The organism is Solidesulfovibrio magneticus RS-1, assembly GCF_000010665.1.
GTDB lineage: Bacteria > Desulfobacterota > Desulfovibrionia > Desulfovibrionales > Desulfovibrionaceae > Solidesulfovibrio > Solidesulfovibrio magneticus.
The window spans coordinates 2,389,388-2,413,512 of sequence record NC_012796.1 but is presented as its reverse complement, the minus strand read 5'-3'; the positions used below and the strand labels follow the sequence as shown (position 1 = coordinate 2,413,512).

Annotated in this window: 22 protein-coding genes; 11 read left to right on the top strand and 11 right to left on the bottom strand. The window is 66.3% G+C overall.

Annotation, left to right across the window (positions count from 1 at the left end):
• Positions 1–24: 24 nt before the first annotated feature.
• Entirely contained in the window at positions 25–2,100 is a 2,076-nt protein-coding gene (gene uvrC / locus DMR_RS10125; protein ID WP_015860810.1) for an excinuclease ABC subunit UvrC, read from the bottom strand.
• 115 nt (positions 2,101–2,215) lie between these two features.
• Between uvrC and DMR_RS10120 the strand changes: the two genes are divergently transcribed.
• From DMR_RS10120 to DMR_RS10090, 7 genes are all read left to right on the top strand, one after another.
• Positions 2,216–2,683 carry a TIGR00725 family protein gene (locus DMR_RS10120; protein WP_015860809.1) on the top strand — a complete coding sequence of 156 codons (468 nt, stop codon included), beginning with the start codon at positions 2,216–2,218 and terminating at the stop codon, positions 2,681–2,683.
• Between the two features lie 21 nt (positions 2,684–2,704).
• The gene (locus DMR_RS10115; RefSeq protein WP_015860808.1) at positions 2,705–3,205 is read left to right on the top strand and encodes an HIT family protein; all 501 of its coding nucleotides are present in this window, start codon (positions 2,705–2,707) and stop codon (positions 3,203–3,205) included.
• A 13-nt stretch (positions 3,206–3,218) separates the two neighbouring features.
• Positions 3,219–3,608, top strand: a complete 390-nt coding sequence (locus tag DMR_RS10110; protein ID WP_015860807.1) for a LapA family protein — start codon at positions 3,219–3,221, stop codon at positions 3,606–3,608.
• Positions 3,609–3,644: 36 nt separating this feature from the next.
• Positions 3,645–6,284, top strand: a complete 2,640-nt coding sequence (mutS, locus tag DMR_RS10105; RefSeq protein ID WP_043601653.1) for a DNA mismatch repair protein MutS — start codon at positions 3,645–3,647, stop codon at positions 6,282–6,284.
• A gap of 12 nt (positions 6,285–6,296) precedes the next feature.
• The gene (gene lysA / locus DMR_RS10100; RefSeq protein ID WP_015860805.1) at positions 6,297–7,535 is read left to right on the top strand and encodes a diaminopimelate decarboxylase; all 1,239 of its coding nucleotides are present in this window, start codon (positions 6,297–6,299) and stop codon (positions 7,533–7,535) included.
• Positions 7,536–7,705: 170 nt separating this feature from the next.
• Complete coding sequence (locus DMR_RS10095; protein ID WP_015860804.1) at positions 7,706–8,242, top strand: GDSL-type esterase/lipase family protein; 537 nt, start codon at positions 7,706–7,708, stop codon at positions 8,240–8,242.
• A gap of 162 nt (positions 8,243–8,404) precedes the next feature.
• A complete protein-coding gene (locus tag DMR_RS10090; protein ID WP_015860803.1) occupies positions 8,405–8,671 on the top strand; it encodes an amphi-Trp domain-containing protein in 267 nt (88 codons plus the stop codon).
• 91 nt (positions 8,672–8,762) lie between these two features.
• On the opposite strand, the gene DMR_RS10085 is transcribed toward DMR_RS10090, so the two are convergent.
• On the bottom strand, positions 8,763–9,785 hold the full coding sequence (locus tag DMR_RS10085; protein ID WP_043600454.1) for an alpha-hydroxy-acid oxidizing protein: 1,023 nt from the start codon (positions 9,783–9,785) through the stop codon (positions 8,763–8,765).
• Positions 9,786–10,021: 236 nt separating this feature from the next.
• Here DMR_RS10085 and DMR_RS10080 point away from each other — a divergent pair, with 236 nt between their 5' ends.
• The 3 genes from DMR_RS10080 to DMR_RS10070 all read left to right on the top strand — a co-directional run bounded on the left by DMR_RS10080 (position 10,022) and on the right by DMR_RS10070 (position 12,174).
• Complete coding sequence (locus DMR_RS10080) at positions 10,022–10,621, top strand: LysM peptidoglycan-binding domain-containing protein (RefSeq protein WP_043600451.1); 600 nt, start codon at positions 10,022–10,024, stop codon at positions 10,619–10,621.
• A gap of 30 nt (positions 10,622–10,651) precedes the next feature.
• Positions 10,652–11,584: a tetratricopeptide repeat protein gene (locus tag DMR_RS10075; protein ID WP_015860800.1), complete on the top strand. Its 933-nt coding sequence runs from the start codon at positions 10,652–10,654 to the stop codon at positions 11,582–11,584.
• A gap of 146 nt (positions 11,585–11,730) precedes the next feature.
• On the top strand, positions 11,731–12,174 hold the full coding sequence (locus tag DMR_RS10070) for a hypothetical protein (protein WP_232502904.1): 444 nt from the start codon (positions 11,731–11,733) through the stop codon (positions 12,172–12,174).
• 58 nt (positions 12,175–12,232) lie between these two features.
• On the opposite strand, the gene DMR_RS10065 is transcribed toward DMR_RS10070, so the two are convergent.
• The 3 genes from DMR_RS10065 to DMR_RS10055 all read right to left on the bottom strand — a co-directional run bounded on the left by DMR_RS10065 (position 12,233) and on the right by DMR_RS10055 (position 15,593).
• Positions 12,233–13,486, bottom strand: a complete 1,254-nt coding sequence (locus DMR_RS10065) for a hypothetical protein (RefSeq protein WP_015860798.1) — start codon at positions 13,484–13,486, stop codon at positions 12,233–12,235.
• A gap of 101 nt (positions 13,487–13,587) precedes the next feature.
• The gene (locus DMR_RS10060) at positions 13,588–14,796 is read right to left on the bottom strand and encodes an SLC13 family permease (RefSeq protein ID WP_015860797.1); all 1,209 of its coding nucleotides are present in this window, start codon (positions 14,794–14,796) and stop codon (positions 13,588–13,590) included.
• Positions 14,797–14,879: 83 nt separating this feature from the next.
• Positions 14,880–15,593: a carbonic anhydrase gene (locus DMR_RS10055; RefSeq protein ID WP_015860796.1), complete on the bottom strand. Its 714-nt coding sequence runs from the start codon at positions 15,591–15,593 to the stop codon at positions 14,880–14,882.
• Between the two features lie 161 nt (positions 15,594–15,754).
• On the opposite strand from DMR_RS10055, the gene DMR_RS10050 reads away from it, so the two are divergent.
• On the top strand, positions 15,755–17,233 hold the full coding sequence (locus DMR_RS10050; protein WP_015860795.1) for a fused MFS/spermidine synthase: 1,479 nt from the start codon (positions 15,755–15,757) through the stop codon (positions 17,231–17,233).
• A 109-nt stretch (positions 17,234–17,342) separates the two neighbouring features.
• On the opposite strand, the gene radA is transcribed toward DMR_RS10050, so the two are convergent.
• The 6 genes from radA to DMR_RS10020 all read right to left on the bottom strand — a co-directional run bounded on the left by radA (position 17,343) and on the right by DMR_RS10020 (position 24,010).
• Positions 17,343–18,680, bottom strand: coding sequence for a DNA repair protein RadA (radA, locus tag DMR_RS10045; protein ID WP_015860794.1), 1,338 nt, complete (start codon positions 18,678–18,680; stop codon positions 17,343–17,345).
• A gap of 1 nt (position 18,681) precedes the next feature.
• Positions 18,682–19,752: a DUF3426 domain-containing protein gene (locus DMR_RS10040; RefSeq protein WP_015860793.1), complete on the bottom strand. Its 1,071-nt coding sequence runs from the start codon at positions 19,750–19,752 to the stop codon at positions 18,682–18,684.
• Between the two features lie 56 nt (positions 19,753–19,808).
• The gene (gene hpt / locus DMR_RS10035; protein ID WP_006921399.1) at positions 19,809–20,330 is read right to left on the bottom strand and encodes a hypoxanthine phosphoribosyltransferase; all 522 of its coding nucleotides are present in this window, start codon (positions 20,328–20,330) and stop codon (positions 19,809–19,811) included.
• Positions 20,331–20,371: 41 nt separating this feature from the next.
• Positions 20,372–20,839 carry an N-acetyltransferase gene (locus DMR_RS10030; protein ID WP_015860792.1) on the bottom strand — a complete coding sequence of 156 codons (468 nt, stop codon included), beginning with the start codon at positions 20,837–20,839 and terminating at the stop codon, positions 20,372–20,374.
• On the bottom strand, positions 20,836–21,306 hold the full coding sequence (locus DMR_RS10025; RefSeq protein WP_043600448.1) for a TlpA family protein disulfide reductase: 471 nt from the start codon (positions 21,304–21,306) through the stop codon (positions 20,836–20,838). Before DMR_RS10025 ends, DMR_RS10030 begins: the two co-directional genes overlap by 4 nt.
• Positions 21,307–21,592: 286 nt before the next feature.
• Positions 21,593–24,010: a homocysteine S-methyltransferase family protein gene (locus DMR_RS10020; RefSeq protein ID WP_015860790.1), complete on the bottom strand. Its 2,418-nt coding sequence runs from the start codon at positions 24,008–24,010 to the stop codon at positions 21,593–21,595.
• Positions 24,011–24,125: the final 115 nt, after the last annotated feature.

Sequence of the window (24,125 nt, the reverse complement as noted above, 5' to 3'; positions counted from 1 at the left end):
TTTTGCCAGATACCGGGGCGATGATCAATCCGAAACCGCTTGCAGGGCCGCAACCACCTGCGCCGCCCTGGCCGGCCCCAGACCAGTGCGCTCCCGCACGGCTTCCACCGAGGCCGCCCGCATGGCCGCCGTGGAGCCAAAAGCCTCCCACAACAGCCGCGCCGTCTTGGGGCCGATGCCCGGCAGGGCCAGCAGATCGCTTCGAAGGCCCGTCTTCTTGCGGGCCAGCCGTTGCCTACCGATGGAATAGTCGTGCACCGTGTCGCGCACCCGCTGCAGGAACAGCAGCTCCGGCGACCCCGGCCGCAGCCCGAGCGGATTTTTACGGCCCGGCACGAAAATGACGTCTTCCATTTCGTTTTGGGAGCGCCGGTCCCCCTTGGCGATGGAGGCCAGGGCAAAAGCCCCGCCCGCGCCGGCTTGGCCAAGGGCGCGCTCCACGGCGGCCAGCTGCCCCTTGCCGCCGTCGATGAGCAGCAAATCCGGCCAGGGCGGCCCGGCCTCGGCCCGTTTGGCGGCAAAGGCGGCCAGGGCCAGATAGTCGTCGGACGAGCCTTCGGCCTCGGGAAAGCCGTAGCTGCGGTAGTCGCTTTTCCTGGGCGCGCCCTCCTCAAAGACGACCAGTCCCACGCGCACGCCCTTGCCGCCCAGGTGCGACACGTCCACGGCCTCGATGCGGGAAAGGCGCGCCAAGCCAAAGGCCTTGGCCAGGGCCGGCAGCAGGTCGCGTTCGGCCGCCTTGGCCGCTTCCTCGGCGGCTCGGCCGGCGTTGGCCTCGGCCATGGCCAAAAGCTTGCGCTCCTCGCGGCCGCGCGGCGACCCCAGGCGCAGGGCCCCGCCCCGGCGCTCCTCCAGGATTTCGGCCAGGGCCAGACTGTCGGCCACGGCTTCGCCGGCCTCGTCGGCATTGGTTGTGGCGGACAGGCGCTCGGTCAGGTCCCCACCGTTTTCCTGCCGGTCGTCGGCCACGGGGATTGCCGCCGGAGCGCTTGGGTCGTCTTCGGCCGGTCTTGCCTCGGCAAGCCCCACAGCCGAGGAACCCGGCGACGTCTGGCCATCGGCCGGCCCAGAGCCGGCCCTTCCCGCCTCGGCCGAAGCCGGATCGGCCGCCTCGGCCAGCGCCCCGCTCCCGGCGGCTTCGGCGGCCGTCAAGACGTCGGGCACGACGATGCGCGGCGGAATGAAGCTCTCGGGCCGATAGAACTGCAGCATGGCCGTGACGGCCGCGCCCCGGGCCTCGTCAGCCGTCACACCCGGAAAAAAGAACGTCTTGCGGTCGAGCAGCCGGCCCTGGCGTACAAAAAGCACGCAAAGCCCGACCCCGGTCGGCACGGCGGCCAACCCCACCACGTCGATGTCGATCAGGCGGGTCAAGACCGTGGCCTGCCCTTCCACGGTTTTTTTCATGGCCCGCAGCAGATCGCGCAGCCCGGCCGCCTTCTCGAAGGCCAGCGACTCGGCCGCCTGCTCCATCTCATGCTCAACAGCGCGCAGCACCTCGGCCGAGCGGCCGGTCAAAAAGGCCTCCACCCGGCGCACCAGGGCGGCGTATTCCCCGGGGTCCACGGCCAGCACGCACGGGGCCAGACATTGGCCGATGGAATGGTACAGGCAGGGCCGCACCCGGTTGGCCATGGCCCGGTCGCCGCATTTGCGCAGGGGAAAGGCCCGGCCAAGCTCCTTCCAGGTGGCCCTGGCGGCGGCGGCCGAGGTGAAGGGCCCGAAATAGGCCGCGCCGTCGCGCTCCACCCGGCGGGTAAACGCCAGCCGAGGAAACGGTGAGCGCTTGTCGAGCTTGAAGAGAATGTAGTTCTTGTCGTCTTTCAGGACAATGTTGTAGCGCGGGCGGTGTTTTTTGATCAGGCTCGATTCGAGGAGCAGGGCCTCTTTTTCCGAGGCGGTCAAGAGCACGTCCACGCCCTCGACCTTGGCCACCAGGGCGGCGGTCTTGACGGTCAGCCCGGCGTCGTTTCGAAAGTAGGAGGAAAGGCGGGAACGCAGGTTTTTCGCCTTGCCGACGTAGAGAATTTTGCCGCGCGCTCCCTTCATCAGGTAAACGCCAGGAGACATGGGGAAATTTTTCGGTTCAAAGGTGAACATGGTCGCTTATGGTAGCCTGCCGCCCCCGTTGCCTCAAGCCCTTTGGCGTCAAGTTGTCGCCTGCCTGCTAAGGCTCCCTTGCTCTTGGACAAAGACGCGTGTAAGCAAGACGGACATGGACACGACGCGCCCCGGACGGGTATCGGTCATCGGTTCGGGCCAATGCGACGCCACCCAGTACGAGACGGCTCGGCGGGTGGGCGAACTGGCGGCCAGGGCCGGGTACGAAATCGTCTGCGGCGGCCTGGGCGGAGTGATGACCGCCGTCTGCCAGGGGGCCAGGGAAGCCGGCGGTCACACCATAGGCATCCTGCCGGGCGACGACGTCCGAGCGGCCAACCCCTATGTGGACGTGCCGGTGGCCACGGGCCTGGGCATCGCCCGCAACGTGCTGGTGGTCAAAAACGGCGACGCCGTCATCGCCGTGGCCGGGGGAGCCGGCACCCTTTCGGAAATCGGCGTGGCGCTCAAGCTGGGCCGGCCGGTGGCGGCCCTGGGATGCTTCGGCGGCATCGAGGGCGTGCGCGCCGTGTCGAGTCCCGAGGAAGCGCTGGTGTTCGTGGCGTCCCATCTCAAGAAATAAGGATCGCGCGGAGTCGTCTTGATGGAAGTGTTGTGGGCGCCCTGGCGCATGGAGTATATCCTTGGACCCAAACCCGACGGCTGCGTGTTCTGCCTGCCTGAGAAAACCGACGGCGACCGGGATCGCTTGGTTTTGGCCCGAGGGCGGCACGGCTTCGTCATCATGAATAAATTTCCCTACAATTCCGGCCATCTCATGGTCACGCCTTTTCGCCACGTCAGCTGCATCACCCAGCTCACCGACGAAGAAAATGTGGAATTGACCCGGGGCATCGCCTATTGCACGCGGGTCATCAGCGACTGCATGCGGCCCCAGGGCATAAACATCGGTCTCAACCTGGGCGAGGCCGCCGGTTCGGGCATCGCCGCCCATATCCACTACCAGCTCGTTCCCCGCTGGAACGGCGACTCCTCTTTCATGGCCGTTTTTGGCGAAACCCGGGTGATGCCGGAATTGCTGCTGTCCACCTTTGATCGGCTCAAACCGTTTTTTTCGGATTACCACGCAACCGTCACGTCGTGACAAGGAGGCCTCGATGCGCGTGATCAAAGTGCTTTTCCTGCTGGTTTTCTTCTTCGTCTGCATGCTGTTTTTCGTGCAGAACACCGCCATCCTCGAAACCGCCCTGCTGCTCAAGCTCGGCGCCTTCGGCTATCAGGTCCAGACTCCCGGCGTGCCCTTCTACGTCGTGCTGCTCCTGAGCTTCGTGGCCGGCGGCCTGTTCGCCACCCTCTACTTCCTGGCCGAGAAGGTCCGTTTGGCCTCGGGCATGCGCAGCCTGCAAAACAAGGTCAACGCCCTGGAAAAGCAGATGGCCCAGCAGAAGAAGTCCACCGTGGCCACGCCTCCGAGCTTCGCCGCCGTCGCTCCGGCTCCGGCCGCCGCCCCGGCCGCGACCAGCGAACCCCAAAAGGCCGACGCCTAGCCAGGAGCGCCCTTGCCTGCCGTGGGGGATTTCAAGATGACCCCCATGCTCGAACAGTATCTGCGCGCCAAGGCCGAGCACCCTGACGCGCTGCTGTTCTACCGCATGGGGGATTTCTACGAATTGTTTTTCGAGGACGCGATCACCGCGGCCCGCGAACTGCAAATCACCCTCACCACGCGCAATCCCGGAGCGGATTCGCCCATCCCCATGTGCGGTGTGCCGCATCACGCCGCCGAGGGGTATCTGGCCGAACTGCTCGAAAAAGGGTTTTCGGTCGCCGTTTGCGACCAGATCGAGGACCCGCGGCAGGCAAAGGGCCTGGTCAAACGGGCCGTCACCCGGGTGCTCACCCCGGGCACGGCCGTGGAAGACGGCAACCTGCGGGCCAAGGAACACAACTTCCTGGCCGCCCTCTACTACGATGCCGACGAACGGGCCGGCGGCCTGGCCTGGGTCGACTGCTCCACCGGCGAATGGTCCGGCCTGCATTCCCGCGACGCTGCCCGCCTGTGGCAGTGGATGGTGAAGATCGGCCCTCGCGAACTGCTCCTGCCCGAGGGCGTCACCCCGCCCCGCGACATCCCCCTGGCCGGCGTCCACGTCACCACCGTGCCGCCACGGCCCCATTTCGATTTCGCCGCCGGCCGCGACAAGGTGCTCTCCGCCCAGTCCGTGGCCGATCTGGCCGCACTTGACTGCACCGACAAGCCCCAGCTCGTGCGGGCCATGGGCGCGCTTTTGACCTACTTAAGCGCCACTTACATGCGCGATCTCGGCCACCTGGGGCCATTCAAGCCGGTCAACCTCGGCCGGCACATGCTCCTGGACGAGGTCACCGAGCGCAATCTGGAAATTTTTCGCCGCCTGGACGGCCGCAAAGGCCGGGGGACGCTGTGGCATGTACTGGACCGTACTCAGACGCCCATGGGCGGACGGCTGCTGGAAACCATGCTGCGCCAGCCCTGGCTCGACCTCGGTCCCATCCACGAGACCCAGGAGGCGGTGGCCCTTTTCGCCGAGGACGAGAGCCTTCGCCGCCTTGTCCGGGAAGACCTGGCCGGGGTCTACGACCTGGAGCGGCTTATTACCCGCATCTTCCTCGGCCGGGCCGTGCCGCGCGATTTCACCGCCCTGCGCCAATCCCTGGCCGCCCTGCCCGCGTTGCGCCAGCGCCTGTCCGGGGCCGCCTCGGCCAAGGCCGCCAGCGCCCTGCTGTCGGGTTGGGACGACCTCGACGACCTTTTCGAACTCCTGTCCAGGGCTTTGGTCGATTCGCCGCCGGTGCTCGTCACCGAGGGGGGACTGTTCCGGGCCGGCTATCATCCCGAACTGGACGAACTGCTTGATCTGGCCGAACACGGCGAGCAAAAACTCCAGGAACTGCTGGCCCGGGAACAGGAAGACGGCAATCTGCCCAAGCTCAAGCTCGGCTTCAACCGAGTCTTTGGCTACTATTTCGAGCTGTCCAAAGCTGCCGGCTACGCCCCGGCCCACTTCGAGCGCCGCCAGACCCTGGCCAACTGCGAACGCTACGTCACCCCGGCGCTCAAAGAACTCGAAGACAAGCTCCTGGCCTCCGGCGAAAAACGCAAGACGCTGGAATACAATCTTTTCCGGGAACTGCGCGACCACGTGGCCGGATTGCGCGAGCGGGTCATGGAAACCGCCGCCCGGGTTGCCCGCCTGGACGTCTGGCAAGGACTGGCCGAGGCGGCCGTAGCCGGCGACTGGACCCGGCCCGAACTCCACGCCGGCCAGGCCATCGCCATCCGGGCTGGCCGCCATCCCGTGGTCGAGGCCGTCACGGGCGTGGGCAACTACATCCCCAACGACGTGAGCCTCGACGAATCGACCCGGATGCTGCTCATCACCGGTCCCAACATGGCCGGCAAATCCACGGTCCTGCGTCAGACCGCGCTGATTGCCATCCTGGCCCAGATCGGCTCCTTCGTGCCGGCGGCCAAGGCCAGCGTGGGGCTGGTGGACCGCGTTTTTTGCCGGGTCGGGGCCTCGGACAACCTGGCTCAGGGCCAGTCCACCTTCATGGTGGAGATGATGGAAACAGCCCGCATCCTGCGTCAGGCCGGCAAGAAGAGCCTGGTCATCCTGGATGAGATCGGGCGCGGCACGGCCACCTTCGACGGTTTGGCCCTGGCCTGGGCCGTGGTCGAGGAACTGTGCGGCCGCGACGACGGCCATGGCGTGCGCACCCTTTTCGCCACCCACTACCACGAGCTGACCGCCCTGGAAGGCCGCATCCCGGGGCTCAAAAACGCCAACATCGCGGTCAAGGAATGGAAGGGCGACATCATTTTCCTGCGCCGGCTGCTGCCTGGGCCGGCCGACCGCAGCTACGGCGTGGAAGTGGCCAAATTGGCCGGCGTGCCGCGAAACGTGGTCAAGCGCGCCCGGGAGATCCTTGGCGAACTCGAAAGCTGCCGCGACCCCGCCCAGGCCGCCCGGGGCAACCGCGAGCGCGGCCAGCCGTCCCTGCCCGGGCTGTTCGCCGTGCAGCCGCCCCACGCCGCAGCGGACGAAACCGAGGCCCGGCCCGACCTGTCCGCCCTACTTCTTGACGAACTGTCGCGCCTCGAACTAGACCGGATGACGCCGCTTGAAGCCCTGACGCTGCTTTGCGACTGGAAAGGGCGATTTGGCGGCAACGCCCGCTAAGGAGACCAGCCCATGCATCATTTCGAGTACCGCGGCGGCGAGCTGTACGCCGAGGACGTTCCGGTTTCGACCCTTGTCGCCGCCTACGGCACGCCGCTGTACGTCTACAGCGCCGCCACCCTGCGCCGGCATTTCAGGGCCTTTGACTCGGCCTTTGCCGCTCTGCCGCATCTCACCTGCTATTCCGTCAAGGCCAATTCCAACCTGTCGGTGCTCAAAACCCTGGCCGCCATGGGCGCGGGCATGGACATCGTCTCGGGCGGCGAGCTCTACCGGGCTTTGGCCGCAGGCGTTGACCCCCAAAAAATCGTCTACTCGGGCGTGGGCAAGCGGGCCAGTGAGATCGAGGAAGCGCTTAAAGCCGGCATCCTCATGTTCAACGTGGAGTCCACGGGCGAACTCGAACGCCTAAGCGCCATCGCCTCGCGCCTGGGCAAGACGGCGCAAGTGAGCCTTCGCATCAATCCCAACGTGGACCCCAAGACCCATCCCTACATTTCCACGGGGCTGAAGAAAAACAAGTTCGGCCTGGACATCGACCACTCCCTGGCCGCCTACGCCAAGGCCATGGAGCTGCCCGGGGTCACGCCGGTGGGCATCGACTGCCACATCGGCTCCCAGCTCACCTCCATTTCACCGTTCCTGGAAGCCCTGGACAAGATTCTGGCCTTCCGGGACAAGCTCACGGCCATGGGCATTGAGACCCGCTACCTCGACCTCGGCGGCGGACTTGGCATCCAGTACAACGAGGAAGAGCCGCCGCATCCCAGCGAATTCGGCCAGGCCCTGACCAAGGCCCTGGGCGATCTGCCCATCACGCTCATCCTCGAACCCGGCCGGGTCATCGTCGGCAACGCCGGCATCCTGGTCACCGAGGCGGTCTACACCAAAAAGACCCCGAGCAAGGACTTCATCATCGTGGACGCGGCCATGAACGACCTCATCCGGCCCTCGCTCTACGACTCCTACCACGCCATCCGCGAAGTGCGCCCGGCCGGCCGGCCCGAACTGAGCGTGGATGTTGTCGGCCCCATCTGCGAATCCGGCGACTTCCTGGCCCGGGACCGGGCTTTGCCGGCCGTGGCCCCGGGCGAACACCTGGCCGTGTTCTCGGCCGGCGCCTACGGCTTCACCATGTCCTCCAACTACAACTCCCGGCCCAGGGCGGCCGAAATCCTGGTCGACGGCGACGAGGTCATCGTGGCCCGCCGCCGCGAGAGCTATGACGACTTGATCGCCCTGGAACGCTAGTTTTTTTCGAACATTGCGCCCGGCCCGCCTTCGCGCGCGCCGGGCGCAATGTTTTCCATACGGCGCCATGCCCGGCGGCCCTTCCCTTGACCGGATTCGTCACGCCGCTTATTTTTTGCCGATCAGGGCAACTCTGCCCGAAAGCGACCGCGCATCCGGAGGCGTATTCCGTGAATCCCGTGCTGCCCGCCCTGCTCGCCATGCAGATCGTCTTTTGCGGCGACAGCATCACCAAGGGCTGGGAAATCTACAATCTTTTCGAAGAACCGCGCAAGGTCTTCATCAGCGGCGTGGAGTCCTCCACCAGCGCCGATCTGCTGCGCCGCATTGAGCCTATCGCCCAAAAACGGCCGGGCAAAGTCTTCCTCATGGTCGGCATCAACGAGATCGCCTCCCCGGACCGGATTATCGACAACTACGACAAAATCATCAATAAGATCCAACACCTCTCGCCGTATACCCACATCTACGTGCAAAGCATTCTGCCCACCCGGGCCCAGAACATCGACAACGCCGTCATCGTGTCCACCAACGAACGCTTGAAGGCCCTTTGCGACCGCAAAAACGCCTTTGTGCGGTATCTCGACCTCTATGACGCCTTCCTGGCCGACGACGGCAAGCTCGGCCCCAATTTCACCGAAGACGGCATCCATCTGACCAAGAACGCCTATTCTCTCTGGAAAAAACGCATCGCCAGCCAGATGTGACCGCAGGACGCTCCACGGCCGTCAATCCGTCTCATGTCCTGCCGGCTTGACCCTCGTCTCGCCGCCGCGACCGGAATTTCTCGCGCCCGTCATGACATCTTGTCGCAAAGTGGTTATGAGAAAAGTTGGTTTCGCTGAAAAAGACCCGCAAAGGAGCGCACCATGGGCGAGAAAACCGACCTCTTCCACTGCGATGAAAAAATGCTGACCTACGACGCCGCCGTCGTGCTGGAGAAAATCGTCGCCGGCCTCAAGCAGGGCAAGCTGGCCGCAAACGGCGATAACGGACCGGTGTGCGTGGAGCTGCCGCGCCTGGGCGAGCTGGAAATCAGCTTCAAGGAGAAAGCCAAGTCCGGCAAGTCCAAGAAAAAGCTCTCCATTGAACTTACCTGGAAAGACGGCGACGCGCCCCTTGGCCTCGACGGCTAGGCGCTGCACCAAACAGCAACAAAAGCCCCGGCCGGTCGCGCGAGCGACCGGCCGGGGCTTTTCACGATACGCCGGCCGCAGCCGGCCCGGATCAGGACTGGAACGAGACGATGCGCGGCGACACCTCGCGCACCGAGGCCGTGCCGGTCAGGAGCATGGCCGCGGCCAGCTCGGCCCGCATTTTACCAAGCAAAAGCGCCACGCCCTCGGCCCCGCCGCCGAACGCGCCGATGACCAGGGGACGGCCCACCAGCACGGCGTCGGCCCCCAGAGCCAGGTACTTGAGCACGTCGGCTCCGGTGCGCACGCCGCCGTCGGCCAGGATGACCCCCTTGCCCTTGACGGCCCGGGCAATGGCCGGCAGCACCTCGGCCGCGCCCGGGGTATGGTCGAGCACCCGGCCGCCGTGGTTGGAAACCACGATGGCGGCTGCTCCGGCGGCAAAGGCGATTTCGGCCTCGTCCGGGGTCATGACGCCCTTGACGATAAAGGGGGTTGTCGTGGCTCCGACCAGTTCCCGCAGTTCTTCCGGGGTCTTGGGCGACACCGGCTGGCCCTTCAGGGCCATGACGGCCAGGCCCGCGCCGTCCACGTCCACGCCCACGGCCGCCACGCCGGCCTCGGCCGAGCGCTTGAGGAGCGCCATGATGGCGTCCTGGGCGCGGGGTTTGATAAAGGGGATGCCGTGGCCGGCCTTGGCGGCGATGGCGGCCAGGCCGCTGTCGAACATGGCCGGATCGGCTCCGTCGCCGCATGCGCCAATGGTTCCGGCCTCGGCCGCGCCGTCGATGACGCGGCGGATGAATTCGTCCTCGGCCAACCGCCCGCCCATGTTGTAGAGCACACCGGTCATGGGCGCGGCCAGGATCGGCATGGACAAGGTCTTGCCAAACAGTTCGACAGTGGTGTCGGCCGTCTTGACATTATGCAGGGTGCGCATGTTGAGCCGGACCTTGGACAGGGCCTCCAGGTTGGCCGTAAAGGCCGAGCCCGTGCCCATGCCGCCCATGCCCGGGGCCTCGCCGGCGCAGGCCCGGCCGTTGCAAACCGGGCACACCCGGCAATAGCCCTTGAGTTCTTCCTTGGCGGTCTTTCGAAGCGTGGCAATATCCATCACAGCCTCCCGTCGTATTCGGTGATGCCCGGGACGGCCGGCCCTGGCGGCCGGCGTTCCCAGGCCGTGGTACGCCCGGCCCGGGGGAGTCGGCAAGTCCGCAATCCCGGCCGGGCCGACCGGGATGAACAAATCCCTCTTTTTTTTCACGTGACTTGCCGATTGCCCCCATGGTAAGCGCCAGCTTCGAATGCCGGCATATGCGCCGCCTTTCCAACGCCAGATACGAGGAGCCTATGCGGTCAGTCATCGCCTTGGTTGCCCTGGGGCTTATCGCCCTGGTCAGCGCCTGCTCCGGAGGGGACAAGGAATCCTTCCGGCATGTCGACCACGATAAAAACGGCAAGATCTCCTACGAGGAGCTGCTGTTCGTTTTTCCGGACGTGACCCCGGACCTGTTCACCAAATCGGATGCCGATTTCGACGGCGGGTTGTCGGAAAGCGAATACGCCGCTTTCTTTAAGGACGACGCCAGGATTGCCGCCAAGACCGCCGCTCCTGCGCCCAATGCCCCTTCCCCGGTGCGTCCCGGCGACGGTAAGCAGCTGGCCGTGCCGTTTAAGGGCGAGGAAGTCATCGAGATTCCCGCTCCCGTGGCCGAGCCGGCCGTCAAGGCCAAGCCGGAGAAAGGCAAGAAGGAAAAGGACGCCAAGGGCAAGTCCGAGGGCGGCAAGAAATCCGAGGGCACGACCTATACCGTGCAGCGCGGGGACCATCTCTCACGCATCGCCCACAAATTTGGCGTCAGCGTGGAAGACATCACCCGGGCCAACGGCGACATGCATCCCGACACCCTGCGTGACGGGCAAGTGCTCAATATCCCGGCCAAGCCCTAAGCGCTGCCGGCTTTTGCAAAGGACCGTTCCATGAGACGGATTGTCTCCTCGCTTCTCGCCATGTCTCTCGTCCTGGCGGCCACTTCCGCCTCGGCCCTGACCCAAGAGGAAATCCTCAAGCGCCGTCTGGAAAAGATGCGCCAGGCCGACAGCACCATCCGCCAGGAAGAGCAGCAGCGCCAGGAGCAGATGCAGGAAGCCACCTCCGGAGTGGAATCCGGTCCGTCTCGCCAGGCGACCGAAAAATTGTCCATTCCCGATCCCGTGCGCCAGCCCCATCCCGAGCCCAAGACCGGGCTTTTCGGGGCCAAGCCGCAACCCGCCGGACAGCCGGCTGCCACGGCGACGCCGCCGGCTGCCACGGCGACGCCGCCGGCTTCCCAGCCCGTCGCAGCCCCCAAACCCGCGGCGCCAGCTGCGCCTGTCGCGCCGGCCATGACCACGCCCGTGCCCCAGCCCATGGCTTCGCCTGCCCCGCAAACGGCAGTCGCACCGGCCCCGCAGCCCATGGCCGCGCCGGTTCCCCAACCCATGGTGACGCCGACTCCGAGTCCGACCGCCCAGCCGGCCATGGCCCAGGCTCCCGTGCCGGCCGGCGGCGCTCGCGATCCCAAGGCCGCCGCTTCCCTGGCCGCCCTGGCCGCCAAGGCTCAGGCCGCCGGGGACACCAAGACCGCGCTGACCATGCTCGACGAGGCCATCGCCGCCGATCCCCAGGACCCGGACCTGCGCAACAATCGGGGCAATCTTTTGAGCAACGCCGGCAAGCCCCGCGAAGCCCTGCCCGATTACGACAAGGCCATCGCGGCCAAGGCGTCGGACGCCTCCTATTTTACCAATCGTGGTCTGGCCTACGAACGCCTTGGTAACCGGGAGCGGGCCTGCGCAGACTATAAGAAAGCCTGCGATCTGGGCGACTGCGACTTTTTGACAAGCTACAAGGCCGAGGGCAACTGCCGCTAATCCGGCAGCATTTGCCGCCTCGGCCCGGCGTGGCGGCCGCAGGCCCGGAATCCTTGAGCTGGATCGATTTTTGCATTTGTCAGGGTAAACCCCGTGACGCCGATCCGGTCCCGTGGCGTCCGAGGAGGCCTGCCCTGCCTACCCGCGTGCTCATCGTCTGCCCGGATTCCCTGGAACTGGCGTTCCTGACCGGGGCCCTGTCGGGGCATTTCACAGTGCTCGCCGCCCGCGACGCCGACGAAGCGGCGCGCCTGTCGGCTCATTTCGGTCCCTGCCAACTGGCCTACCTGACCCTTGACGCCGACGAAGACCCGGCAACGCTGCTCAAGGAGCTTGACGGTCTGGCCCCCCGTATCATCACCCTGCTCCATGGCCCCAGCCCAAAACGCCTCTCTGGCGACCAGGAGGGCGTTTGTCGGCTCCCCTTGTCTCCCGGGGCGCTTCTGGCCCGCACCTGGCAAGCCCTGGGCCTGCCGCAACCCGGAAAGCTCCCATGCCGCCCGTCCATGTCGGTGCTGACTTCCGAAGAAGTGGCCTTTCTCCTGGGCCGGCCCCTGGCCGACGCCCAGGCCGTCGGCGCTCCGGCCTGAGGCGAATTCCTTTAGCGTAGCGCCTGCCTGCCTCAAGCCCGGGGTAGTGCGCCCGGATTTACGCCGACATGCTCCCGCCAAGCCAAAACTGCACCAGATCCTCGGGTTCCTCCCGTTCGCGCAACACCGAAAAATGCCCTTGCCGCAGCCCCAGCACACGCGGCATTTGCCGGCTGTTGTAGCGCGACCACATGGACAGGGTGTAGGCCCCGACATCCTCGATGACCACGATGTCCCCCGCCGTTGCCTCGGGCAACATGGCCCGACGCACGGGAAAATCCCCGGAAAAACACAACGGCCCGGCCAGATGGTGCAGCACGGGTTTTCCTTGTTTCTCAAGGCCGTGCGCGCCGAGCAAACGGGTGCGATGGGGCCAGAAGCGCGGGTTGTAGCATTCGCGTACGAACATGTCCGCGCCCAGGTGCATGACCGCCGTGCGATGGCCCGGCTGGCGCTTGACGTATTCCACCCGGCTGGCGGCCACGGCGCAAGGCGCGGCCATCATGCGGCCGAATTCCGTGACCAGCCGGCGCTGGTTTCCCTCCAGGCCGGGACAACGGACACGCAGCGCCTCGAAGTAGGCTTGGGGGCTGGGCGGACGGTCCGCGTCGCGGTAGGCGGCGGGAAGGCCGCCGCCGAGATCGAAGACAGCCACGCGCCCCGGACCGAACCGGGCGTCGAGGTCGGCGGCAAGGTCGTAAACCGCGCCCACGCCGGCCACGAGAAGTTCCAGGGGGCAGCCCTGGGAACCGATGTGGACATGGAGGCCCGAAAGCCAAGGATAGCGGCCGAAGGCGTCGACAATGGCCTCACGCTGGGGCAGGGGAACGCCGAACTTGGAATAGCGCCCAGCCACGCTGGTGGCCTTGATGCGCCCGGTTCCGGCCTGGGGATTGATCCGCAGCCCGGCCCGGGGCACGAGGCCCATGTCCCGCCCCAGGTCGTCCAGGCGGTCCAGTTCGTCCAGGTTGTCGGCATTGACGAAAAGCCCAAGGGATAGGGCCAGGCGCAGCTCCTCCACGGTCTTGGCCGGGGAGTCGAAGACGATGCGCTCGGACGGAAAGCCGGCAGCCAGGGCCAGATGAATTTCGCCAAGGGACGCCGCCTCGGCCCCCAGGCCGAGCTGGGCCAGCATGGCCAACACCGGCGGTAGCGGGCAGGCCTTGACGGCAAAGGCGTGGACGGTTTCGGCGGGAAAGGCGCTTGTCAGCGCCTCGACCCGGGCCGTCAGGGCGTCCAGGTCGTAGAGCACCACAGCGGTATCCTGTTCCCGGAACCAGCCGTCGGCCAAAGCTCGTTTAATAGCTTCCATACGTTGTCACTCCTCGCTCACCCCCGACGCCCCTCCATTCCCCAATTGGGGGGTCTGGGGGCCTCAGGCCCCCAGCCGCCGGAGGCATCTCCCCTCTTCTCTCACACCCCCAACAACAACCAGCCCGAGACGACCAGCGTCAACACGGTGGCCGGGGCGGCGATGCGGGCGTGTTCCCGAAAGCCCATGGAGACGCCAAGCAGCGCGGCCTGATCGGCCACGATGAGGTTGGCGATGCTGCCGGGCAGCAGCAGATTGCCGGCCAGGGTGCTGGAGACGGCGAGCAAGGTCGCCTGTTCGGGCGAGCCATGGCCGGGCAGGAGCAGCATGACTGCCGGCACGTTGGAGACAATGTTGGACAGGACAACCGAAGCCGTGAACAGCCAGGCCGGCCGGCCGAGGTCCACGCCGCAGGCGGCCACGCCTCGGTAAAGGTCGTCGAGCAAGCCCACGGCGGCCACCTCGCGGTTGACCACAAAAAGCCCAAGGAAAAGGAGCAGGAGTTGCCAGTCAACCAAGGCGAGGGTTTCGCGCGAGGCCATGCGGCGGCTGAGCAGCAGCGCCCCGGCGCAGCCCAGGGCTACGTTTTCCCGGGCCATGCCGCCCCAGACGAAAACGATCATGCAGACCGTCAGGGCGGCCAGCCCTTTGGCCGATTGCCAGGGCGAATAGGCCGGGGCCGGCACGTCCAGGGTCACCTTGGGGCCGGCGAACCGGCCACGGAAGCCCCAGACCACGGCGGCGAAGGCGATGGCCAGGCCGGCGACCACGCTTGGCAGGGCGGCCAGCATGTAGCCGCCAAAGGGCAGATTGGCCACCTGGCCGATAAGCATGTTCTGCGGATTGCCGATGAGCGTGGCGGCCGAACCGATGTTGGCGGCCATGGCCAGCCCGATCAGGTACGGAACGGGGTTGAGGCCCCGGGCCAGAGTGGCCTCAACCAAAATGGGCGTCATGGCCAAGCAAACGATGTCGTTGGCCAGAAGCGCTGAGAGCGTGGCGGCGGCGGCCATGACCCGGGCCAGAAGGCCGGCCGGGCCGGCCGAGGCGGCGATAAGTGCGCGGCTGATGGCGGTGTAGAAGCCGCCCAGACGCAACTGGGCGGAGATGACCATGAGTCCGAAGAGCAGGGCCAGGGTCGGCACGTCGGCGGCGGCCCAGGCATCGGTGACGGTCATGGTTCCGGCGGCGATAAGGGCCAAAGCCCCGAGTACGGCCGCGCCGGCCCGGTCCAGGGCCAGACCGGGCAGGCGGCCCAGGATCATGGCGGCATAGACCACGACAAAGACGATGATGACGACGGCACGCACGGGGTTGGGCCTACCGGGGTTTTGTCCAAAAGTCCAAAAAAAAGGCGGCCCCGAAGGAGCCGCCAGAAACATCATGACGACAGCTACTTGCCGATAAGGTTGGCGTTGGACGGATGCTCGCCAAACCAATGGACATCGCCGGAATCGATGTCATAGAGCGCGCCCACAACCTTGATCTTGCCGTCGGCCGCCATCTTCTTGAGCAAGGGGCTTTTGGCGTACATGTCGGCGATGGCCTGCCACATGTTGGCCTCGATGGAGCGGTTGATAAGCTCGTTCAAGTCGCCCGAGGCAAAGCGGCTTTTCACCGAAGCCACGGCCGGCACGATGGGGGCCACGAGCTTGCCGATGTTTTCGGTGACATGCTCGCCCTTGACCACGGCCGTGACCGCGCCGCATTTGGTGTGGGCCAGGACCACCACCAGGGGGGTGCCCAGGTGTTCGGTCCCGTATTCGATGGTACCGATCTCGTCGGTGTTGGCCACGTTGCCGGCCACGCGGATCACGAACACATCGCCAATGCCCTGGTCGAACACGGTTTCCACGGGCACGCGGGAATCGGCGCAGGACAGCACCGAGACAAAGGGATGCTGGCCGCCGGTGGCGGTTTCATGCCGCCGGGCCGCGTCCTGACGCGGGGTCACGGCCGCGCCGGCCACATAGCGGGTGTTGCCTTCCTTGAGGCGGGCCAGCGCCTCATCGGCGGAAATGCCCGCCCCGCCGGAAAACGCCATGGCCGCCCCAGCCATGGAAAACGTGATGACCGCTCCCGCAAACGCCGCAACGAACCGTTTCATAAGCTGCTCCTCCCTGCCGGGTAAAATAGTGAGTCCATATCTTTAGCAAAGGACAACGGCTCCGGTCAAAAACTATCCGCGCCCCCTTTACGGGCTTGGGGTGGGCCGGCTATCGGTAAGTGTAAACGGTGGTAGACAATCGCAAAGCGAATGGAGCGGGCATGCTGGCATTCACGGTTTTTTCCTGCGGCGCGGCGGTGATGGTGCTGGAAATCGTCGGAGCGCGCATCCTCGCCCCGTTTCTGGGTACCTCCATCGTGGTCTGGACCGGGCTTATCGGCGTGGTCATGGCCGCCCTGGCCCTGGGTTACTGGCAGGGCGGCCGGCTCGCCGACCGTCGCCCGGACCCCAAGGTGCTGGCCCGGATTATTCTCCTGGCCGCGCTGTTGACCGCCGCCACGGCCGCCACCAAGGCGCTGCTCCTCGATTTTCTGGTCACCCGGGGCCTTGGGCCACGATTTGGCGTCATCGCCGCCACGCTGCTCCTTTTCGCCCCGGCGGCCGGGCTTCTCGGCATGGTTTCGCCCTTTGCCGTTCGCCTGAGCCTCGACCAGACGGCCAATGCCGGCAAAACCGCCGGCCGGCTCTATGCCCTGTCCACCTGCGGCAGCATTGTCGGCACCTTTGCCGCCGGCTTCATCCTCGTTGCCGCCCTGGGCTCCACCACCATCCTGCTGGTCACGGCCGGCTTTCTCGTTTGCGTTTCCCTGGCCGCCACCCGCGCCGGGATCAAGGCCAAGGCGGCTGCGGCCGGGCTGGTCGCCCTGGCCGGGTTGTGGCTTTACGCCCAAGACGCCCTTTTGGCCGAGGCCGGCATCCACGACGTGGACACGCCTTACGGCCGGGTGTTGGTCTACCAGGGCCTGGACCCGGTCTCGACGCGGCCCATCCGGGTCATGACCACCGGGCCGTCGCGGTTCCAATCGGCCATGTTCCCGGACGCACCGGGCGAGCTGGCGCTCAGTTACACCCGTTTTTTCACCATCGGCCTGGACATGGCCCCGGCCAACGCCAAGGTGCTGGTCATCGGCGGCGGGGCTTACAGCTTTCCCCGCCACTTCCTCGACAATCGGCCCGAGGCTGCGGTCACGGTGGTGGAGCTCGACCCGGGGGTAACGGCCCTGGCCGAGGAATATTTCGGGCTGACACCCCGGCCTGGGCTGAGCATCGTTCACGAAGACGCGCGGATGTTCGTCAACCGCGACGGCGGCCCCTACGACCTTATTTATCTCGATGCCTTCGGCACGGACTACGCCCCGCCGTTTCATCTGGTGACGGCCGAGGCGGCCCGGCGTTACCAGGCGCTCTTGGCCCCGGACGGCGCGCTCATCATCAACGCTATCGGCCCGGCGGCCGGCGACGGCAGCCGGTTTATCGCCTCCCTGGCCGCCACCTTCGCCTCGGTCTTCCCGGATGTCGGGCTGTACCCCCTGGGCAGCCCCGAGTCGCCCCAGGCGGCTCAGAACGTGATGCTCGTGGCCCGCAACCGGCCCGGCCCCCTGCCCGAAGGCCACAGCGACGAGCTGCGCCGATTTCTCGGCCGGCGACAGGAAGCGGCCTCCCTGGCCGGGGGCCTCATGTTGACGGACGAATTCGCGCCGGTGGAATGGCTGTGCGCCATGACGCTTGGCGATGATTAGCGTCGAAGCACGTTACTGCATCTCCACAAACACCCGGCTCCCCTATACCCCGTTGGGGGGTCTGGGGGCCTCAGGCCCCCAGCCGCCGGAGGCATCCCCCTCTTATCCACTACGAGAACAACAACCGCGCCAGATCGCCGAGGTTGTCGGCTTTGGGGCGGCCCTTGCCGCCGTCGGGGCTGATGATGGGGCCGTAGCCCAGGCGTTCAGCCTGTTTGAGGCGGGTATCGTGGGCGGCGGCCGGCCGGATGCGGCCGGACAGGTCGACTTCGCCCCAGAAGACCGCGCCGGCCGGCAGCGGCCGGTCGTAGAAGGAGGACAGGACAGCGGCGGCGATGCCGAGGTCCAGGCCCGGGTCGGCGATTTTGAGGCCGCCGCCGATCTTGGCGTAGATGTCGGTCTGGCCGAGATTCAGGCGCAGGCGTTTTTCGAGCACGGCCAGGAGCAGGTGGAGCCGGCCGACGTCGAGGCCGAGGGCCGCCCGGCGCGGCATGGAGAGAAAGGATTTGGCGGCAAGGGCCTGGACTTCCACGGCAAAAGGCCGCCGGCCTTCCATGGCCATGACCACGGCCGAACCGGACACGGCCGGGTCCCGGTCGCCGAGAAAAAACGTCGAAGGATCGGGCACTTCATTCAGACCGGCCTCGCGCATTTCCATAACGAGCAGTTCGTCGGTGGGGCCGTAGCGGTTTTTGAGCACCCGCAGGATGCGAAAGAGGTGGCGGCGCTCGCCTTCGAGGTAGAGTACCGTGTCGACCATGTGCTCCAGGAGCTTGGGGCCGGCGATCTGGCCGTCCTTGGTGACGTGGCCGACCAGGATCAGACAGGCGTCGCCACGCTTGGCCGCTTCCACGCAGGCGGCGGCCACGGCCCGCACCTGGGAGACCGAGCCGGCTGGGCCTTCGACTCCGGCGGCGTGCATGGTCTGGACGGAGTCGAGGATGACGAGGTCCGGGGCGGGAGATGCGCCCAGGATGTCCACAGCCGCGCCGGCGTCGGTGGTGGAAGCGGCGAGCAGCCCGTCGTGGAGCACGCCCAGGCGCTCGGCCCGGGATTTGAGCTGGGGCAGGGATTCCTCGCCCGAGACGTAGACCACCCGGCGGCCGGCGGCGGCGGCAAGGCCGGCCAGCTGCAGCAGCAAGGTTGACTTGCCGATGCCGGGTTCGCCGCCAAGGAGCACGGCGCCGCCCGGGGTCAGCCCCCCGCCGAGCACCCGGTCCAGGCCGTCGATGCCGGTGGGAAACGGCTTGAAATCCGCGCCGGGATGGTCGCCCAGCACAATGGGAAGCCCGGACGGCAAGCCGTCCGGGCCGGGGATTCGGGCTGGTCCGCCGAGCTTTTCGGCCAGGGTGTTCCAGGCCCCGCAGCGAGGGCACTGGCCGCGCCAGGTGGGCGAGGCCCCGCCGCATTCGGCGCAGACGAAGGTGCGCTTGGTCTTGGCCGCCATCCTACTGCCGGGGCGGGTCCTTGGCGTCCACGACCTTGACGCCGAATTCCTTGACCGCTTCGGGCGGATCGAAAAAGACCATCATGAAGGGCACTTCGCCAGCCGGAGCGATATTGGTGTTGTTGGTGAGCACGCCGACTTGGGAGGCCAGGGCGTTTTTGAGCTCGTCGCGGGTCATGACCTGGAGCTGGAAAAGCGACACGGTGTTGCCGGCCAGCTCTTCCTTGGAAACCAGCGTGCCGCCCTTTTCATCGAACAGGCTGGCTTCGAGCTTGAGCATTTCCTTGGGCGTCTTGAAGTTGTTGACGGCCTTGCCCTCGATGACGAAGAGCTGGCCGGCCTTTTCGTTGGAAACGTAATACTGCCGCACGTTTTGCAGCATGATGTCCTTGACCTTGGCCGCTTCCTCGGGCTTTTGCGCGCCCTGGCCTGCCGGCGCTCCGGGCGTTGCGGGCTTGGCGGCGTCGGCTCCGGGGGCGGCCGGCTTGGCCGCGTCGGGAGCCGGAGCGGCGGTGTCGGCGGCCGGAGTCTGGCCGGCGTCCTTGGCCGCTTTCTTGCCGGGCATGAGGTCAAGGAAATACACGGCGGCCAGGGTCGCTGCCAAAAGTCCGACGAGGATGCCGCCGAGCAGCAGGACCCGTTTGCGTCGTTCTTTTGACGGCCGGCTGCCCGGCAGGGGCAGATCGGCCACGTCGTCGAGGCTGAATCCCGGCTTGACCGGCCCACCCGGGAAATCGTCGTCGGCGTCCGGCTCGGGGGCGGCTTGCTTCTTGGGCGAAGCCGGGGCGGCGTAGGACTCGGAATGGAACAGGTCGCCCGGCACGCCGTCGTCGGGAATGGACGGCCCGGGCCGATCACCGCCGGCCGCGCCGGCCCGGGGCGGGGTCGGGGCCAGATCGTCAGGGAAATCGAAATCCGTCAGGCCGCCGAGATCCGAGGACTCGGGGGGCGCGGGCGGATCGACGTGAAAGACGTTGCGGCACTTGCCGCAACGCAGCTTGGCCCCGTCGGAACCGACCTTGTTGTCGGGGAGGTTGAACTTGGCCTGGCAATTGGGGCACTGTACGATCATGTTTTCTTTCCCGCGCCGGTTGCGTTTTTAGGCCAACCTCTGCAATTTCAAAGCCATTATTCTTGGATCAGTTCGTAAACCGCCGGCAGCCGCCGCAGCCGTTCGCCGATGTCCATGCCGTAGCCCACCAGAAACACCGGCGGGGCCGAAAAACCGACGAAATCCACAGGCACATCGACCTCACGGCGATAAGGCTTATCCAGCAGCGTGCAGACCTTGATACTGGCCGGGTTTCGCTCCTTAAGCATATTGAGGAGATAGGCCAACGAGCGGCCGGTGTCCACTATGTCTTCCACCAGCAGGACATGGCGGCCGGCGATGTCGGTTTCGAGGTCCATGAGAAACCGTAGCGCTCCCGGAGCCACACCCGCGCCGTAGCTGGCCACGCGCACGAAATCGAGTTCCGGGCAGAAATCCAAGGCCCGCAACAGATCGGCCATAAACGGCAACGCGCCCTTGAGCACGCCCACAAGCACCACATCCTGGCCGGCGTAGGCCGCCGACACGTCACGGCCAAGCTCGGCCACCCGGGCGGCAATGGCCGCCTGGCCAAACACTTCTCGCAAGGTCTCGGACATTGTTCCCCGCGTTTGATTTTATAATAATAAAGCGAAAAAGCCTACATTTCCATGATGAGCGCGTTCTCGTCGCACTCCGGAAACTTGGGGCAATGGATGCAGTCGGCCCAGACTTTCTGGGGCAGCTGCTCCTTTTCCACGGGCGCAAAGCCCAGCCGCTCGAAAAAGTGCGGCCGGTAGGTCAGGGTGAACACCCGGAAGATGCCAAGGGTCACGGCGTCGGACAAGCAGGCTTCCACGAGCTTGCCGCCCCAGCCTTGCTTTTGGATGTCCTCGTCCACGGCCAGGGAACGGATCTCGGCGATGTCTTCCCAGCAGATGGACAGGGCGCAGCAGCCGCGAACGCCTGGGGCGTCGTGCTCGGCCAGGACAAAGAAGTCGCGCAGGTGGCTGTAGAGCTGGTTGTAGGAACGCGGCAGCAAGAATTCCTTGCGGGCGCAGCTCATCAAAAGGGCGTGAATCTGTTTGACGTCCTGGATTCTCGCCTTGCGGATGAATAGCCCGTTCATTTCTCGCCGCCGATGAGCTTGTCGAGAATCTGGCGCAGCATCTCGCCGGGCATGAAGCCGGAATGGTTGAGCGCCTGCTGGCCGGCCGGGTCATAGATAATGGTCTTGGGAATCATCTTGACACCAAAAGTGCTGATGACGTCGGGATCGGCCAGATAGACCGGAAAATTGAAGGGCGTCTGCTTGACGAAGCGGAAGTACTGCCCCTGATCCTGGTCCAGGGAGATGCCGATAAAGACCACCTTGTCGGCGGGATAGTGCTTGCGGGCCTCAATGAACTCCGGAATCTCCATGAGGCAGGGCTTGCACCAGGAAGCGAAGAAGTCGATGACCACGACCTTGCCCTGGGCCGCGACCACGGCGTCAAGGACGCCCTGGCCGTTTATGGTTCCGGCGTCCTGGGCCAAGGCCTTGGTGGCGGGCAGGCACAAAAGCGCCAGAGCCAGCATGAGGGAAGAAATACGCAACGGCGTCCTCCACGAGTGCGATTGCGCGGCGTGGCCGCCAGGAGCTTTTACTCCAAACGCGCCGGGCCGCGCCAGTTGTTTTTTCCTACTGCCGCGGGTTCGAAACAGGCCGCTTGCGCCTTTCGGGAAACGATTGGCGACAGCATGATCACCGCTCAGTACTCCCGGTCGGCCGCGAAGGCCAGTGTCGCGCCCCTTAACAAATGCGACAGAATTTCCCACTATAAATCAAATATTTATGTAAAATAACCGCGAATCGTCCTCGACGGTTGTCGAGGGCGCGCCCCTAGGCCCCGCCGGCCAGGGCCTTGGCCTGGCGCACGGCGTCCACGGCGTCGGCGGCGTAGGCGGCCGCGCCGATGGACTTGGCAAAAGCCTCGGTGACCACCGCCCCGCCGACCATGACCGGGATGGCCAGGCCCTTGTCCCGCAGCAGGCGTACCGTGTCCTCCATGCGCACCATGGTGGTGGTCATAAGCGCCGAAAGGCCGATGACGGCGGCCTTGTGCTCCTCGGCCGCTTCCACGATGCGGGCCGCAGGCACGTCCTTGCCGAGGTCGATGACTTCGAAACCGTGGTTTTTGAGCATCAGGCACACGATGTTCTTGCCGATGTCGTGGATGTCGCCCTCCACCGTGGCCATGACAATGCGGGCCTTGGCGGCCGCGCCGGCCTCGGTCAGAAGCGGCTCCAGGCGGGTGAAGCCGGCCCGCATGGCCTCGGCGGCGGCCAAAAGCTGGGGCAGGTAGAATTCCTTGCGCTCGTAGCGCTCGCCCACGCTCATGATGCCGGGAATAAGCTCCTCGCCAAGCAGCGTGGCCGCGTCGGCTCCCTCGGCCAAAGCCTTTTCGATGCGCTCCAGCACCTCTTCACGCCGGCCGTAGACCACGGCCCGACGCAGCGGACTTTGGCCGTCGTCGGCCCCGCCCGAGGCCGGGCCGGACGGAGATCCGTTCCCGCCGCCCGAACTGGGCTTCCAGCCGGCGTAGCCGGCGATGTACCGCCCGGCCTGGGGATCGCGGCCCATGAGCACCTCGCCGGCGGCCAAGGTCTCCATGAGGCGCGGCACGTTGGGGTTGGCGATGGCCGCGGCCATGCCGGCCCCCAGGCACATGGCGAAAAAGGCGCTGTTGACGAGCTCCCGGCCCGGCAGGCCAAAGGAAATGTTGGACAGGCCAAGCACGGTGGGCAGCCCCCACTTGTCCCGGCAGGTCCGGATGACCTCCAGGCAGGCCAGGGCGGCCTCGGGCTTGGAGGAGACGGTGAGCGCCAGAGCATCGACCAGGATGAGGCGGCGCGGGATGCCCAGGGCCTCGGCCTGGAGAAGCAGCTCCTCGATGATGGCCAGGCGTTCGGCGGCGCTGACCGGGAGCTTGCGGCCTTTGAGCGGCAGCAGGATAAACGGCGCGCCGTGGTCGCGGCAGACGGGCCCCAGGCGCTCCATGCGGCCGGGTTCGCCGCTGATGGAATTGACCAGGGGCGTGCCCGGATAGGCCCACAGGCCGGCGGTCAGGGCGTCGATGTTGTTGGAATCGAGGCACAGGGGCAACTGCTGCCGCTTGACCAGTTCCAGGGCCAGCCCCGGCAGGACGGCCGTCTCGTCGACCATGGGCGCGCCCACGTTGACGTCGAGAATATGCGCCCCGGCAGCGGTTTGCTCCTCGGCGAAGTGCAGGGCCTTGGCGAACTCTCCGGCGGCCAGTTCGGCAGCCAGCTCGGCCTTGCCTGTTGGATTGATGCGCTCGCCGATGACGGCCAGGGGCGCGCCGCCGCCGATGGGCACGACCATGGAGCGCGAGGTGACGGCCAGGACCGGGCGGTCTGGCGTGTCGACCCGCTTCCAGCTGCGGGGGGCAAGGGCCGCGCCCAAGGCGGCGATGTGGGCCGGGGTGGTGCCGCAGCAGCCGGACAAGGCCTTGGCCCCGAGATCAACAAAGCGGGCGGTCTTTTCGGCGAATTCGTCAGGTCCCATGGGAAATACGGTGCGGCCGTTTTCCAGACGCGGCATCCCGGCGTTGGGCTTGACGAAAAAGGGCGTTTTCAGGCGGCGCGAGAAGGCTTCGCCGACTAGGCGCATGTCGTCGGGGCCCTGGCCGCAGTTGACGCCGATAAGCGCGACGCCCAAATTCTCCATGGCGTCGGCAAACACTTCGGGGCTTGATCCGGTGAGGCTGGCCGCGCCTTCGAAGGTCATGCACATGGCCACGGGCAGGGAGCAGACCTGCCGGCAGGCCAGGATGACGGCCTTGGCCTCGGCCAGGTCGAAGTGGGTCTCGCCAATGATGAGATCGCAGCCGCCCTCGGCCAGGCCCCGAATCTGCTCGGCAAAGGCCTCGACCAGATCGCGCAGACTGGCTTTGCCAAGGGGGGCGACAAAGTGGCCGGTGGGGCCGACTGAGCCGGCCACGAACACGCCCGGCCCGGCGGCCTGCCGGGCCAGACGGGCCATTTCGCGGTTGAGCCCGGCGACGTCGGTGCCGGCCGGCAGCTTGTAGCGCGAGCCGCCGAAGGTGTTGGTGGTGATGACCCGGGAGCCGGCCTGGACATAATCCCGGTGCGCGCCGATGATGGCGTCGGGGTTGGTCAGGCCGAACAGTTCCGGGGACTGACCGGCGGACAGGCCCCGGCCCTGGAGCAGGGTGCCCATGGCTCCGTCAAACAGGAGCAGCGTGTCGTCGGCAAGCGCCTTTCTGAAATCGCCCACAAGATCTCCTTCAGCCGGCCGGCGGCCCGCTTGTCGTTGACGAGAAACGCGGCCCGTCTACTGAAAAACATTGAAAAGGACAAACCAAAACTTTACAGGGAGAGGTAGGCATGCG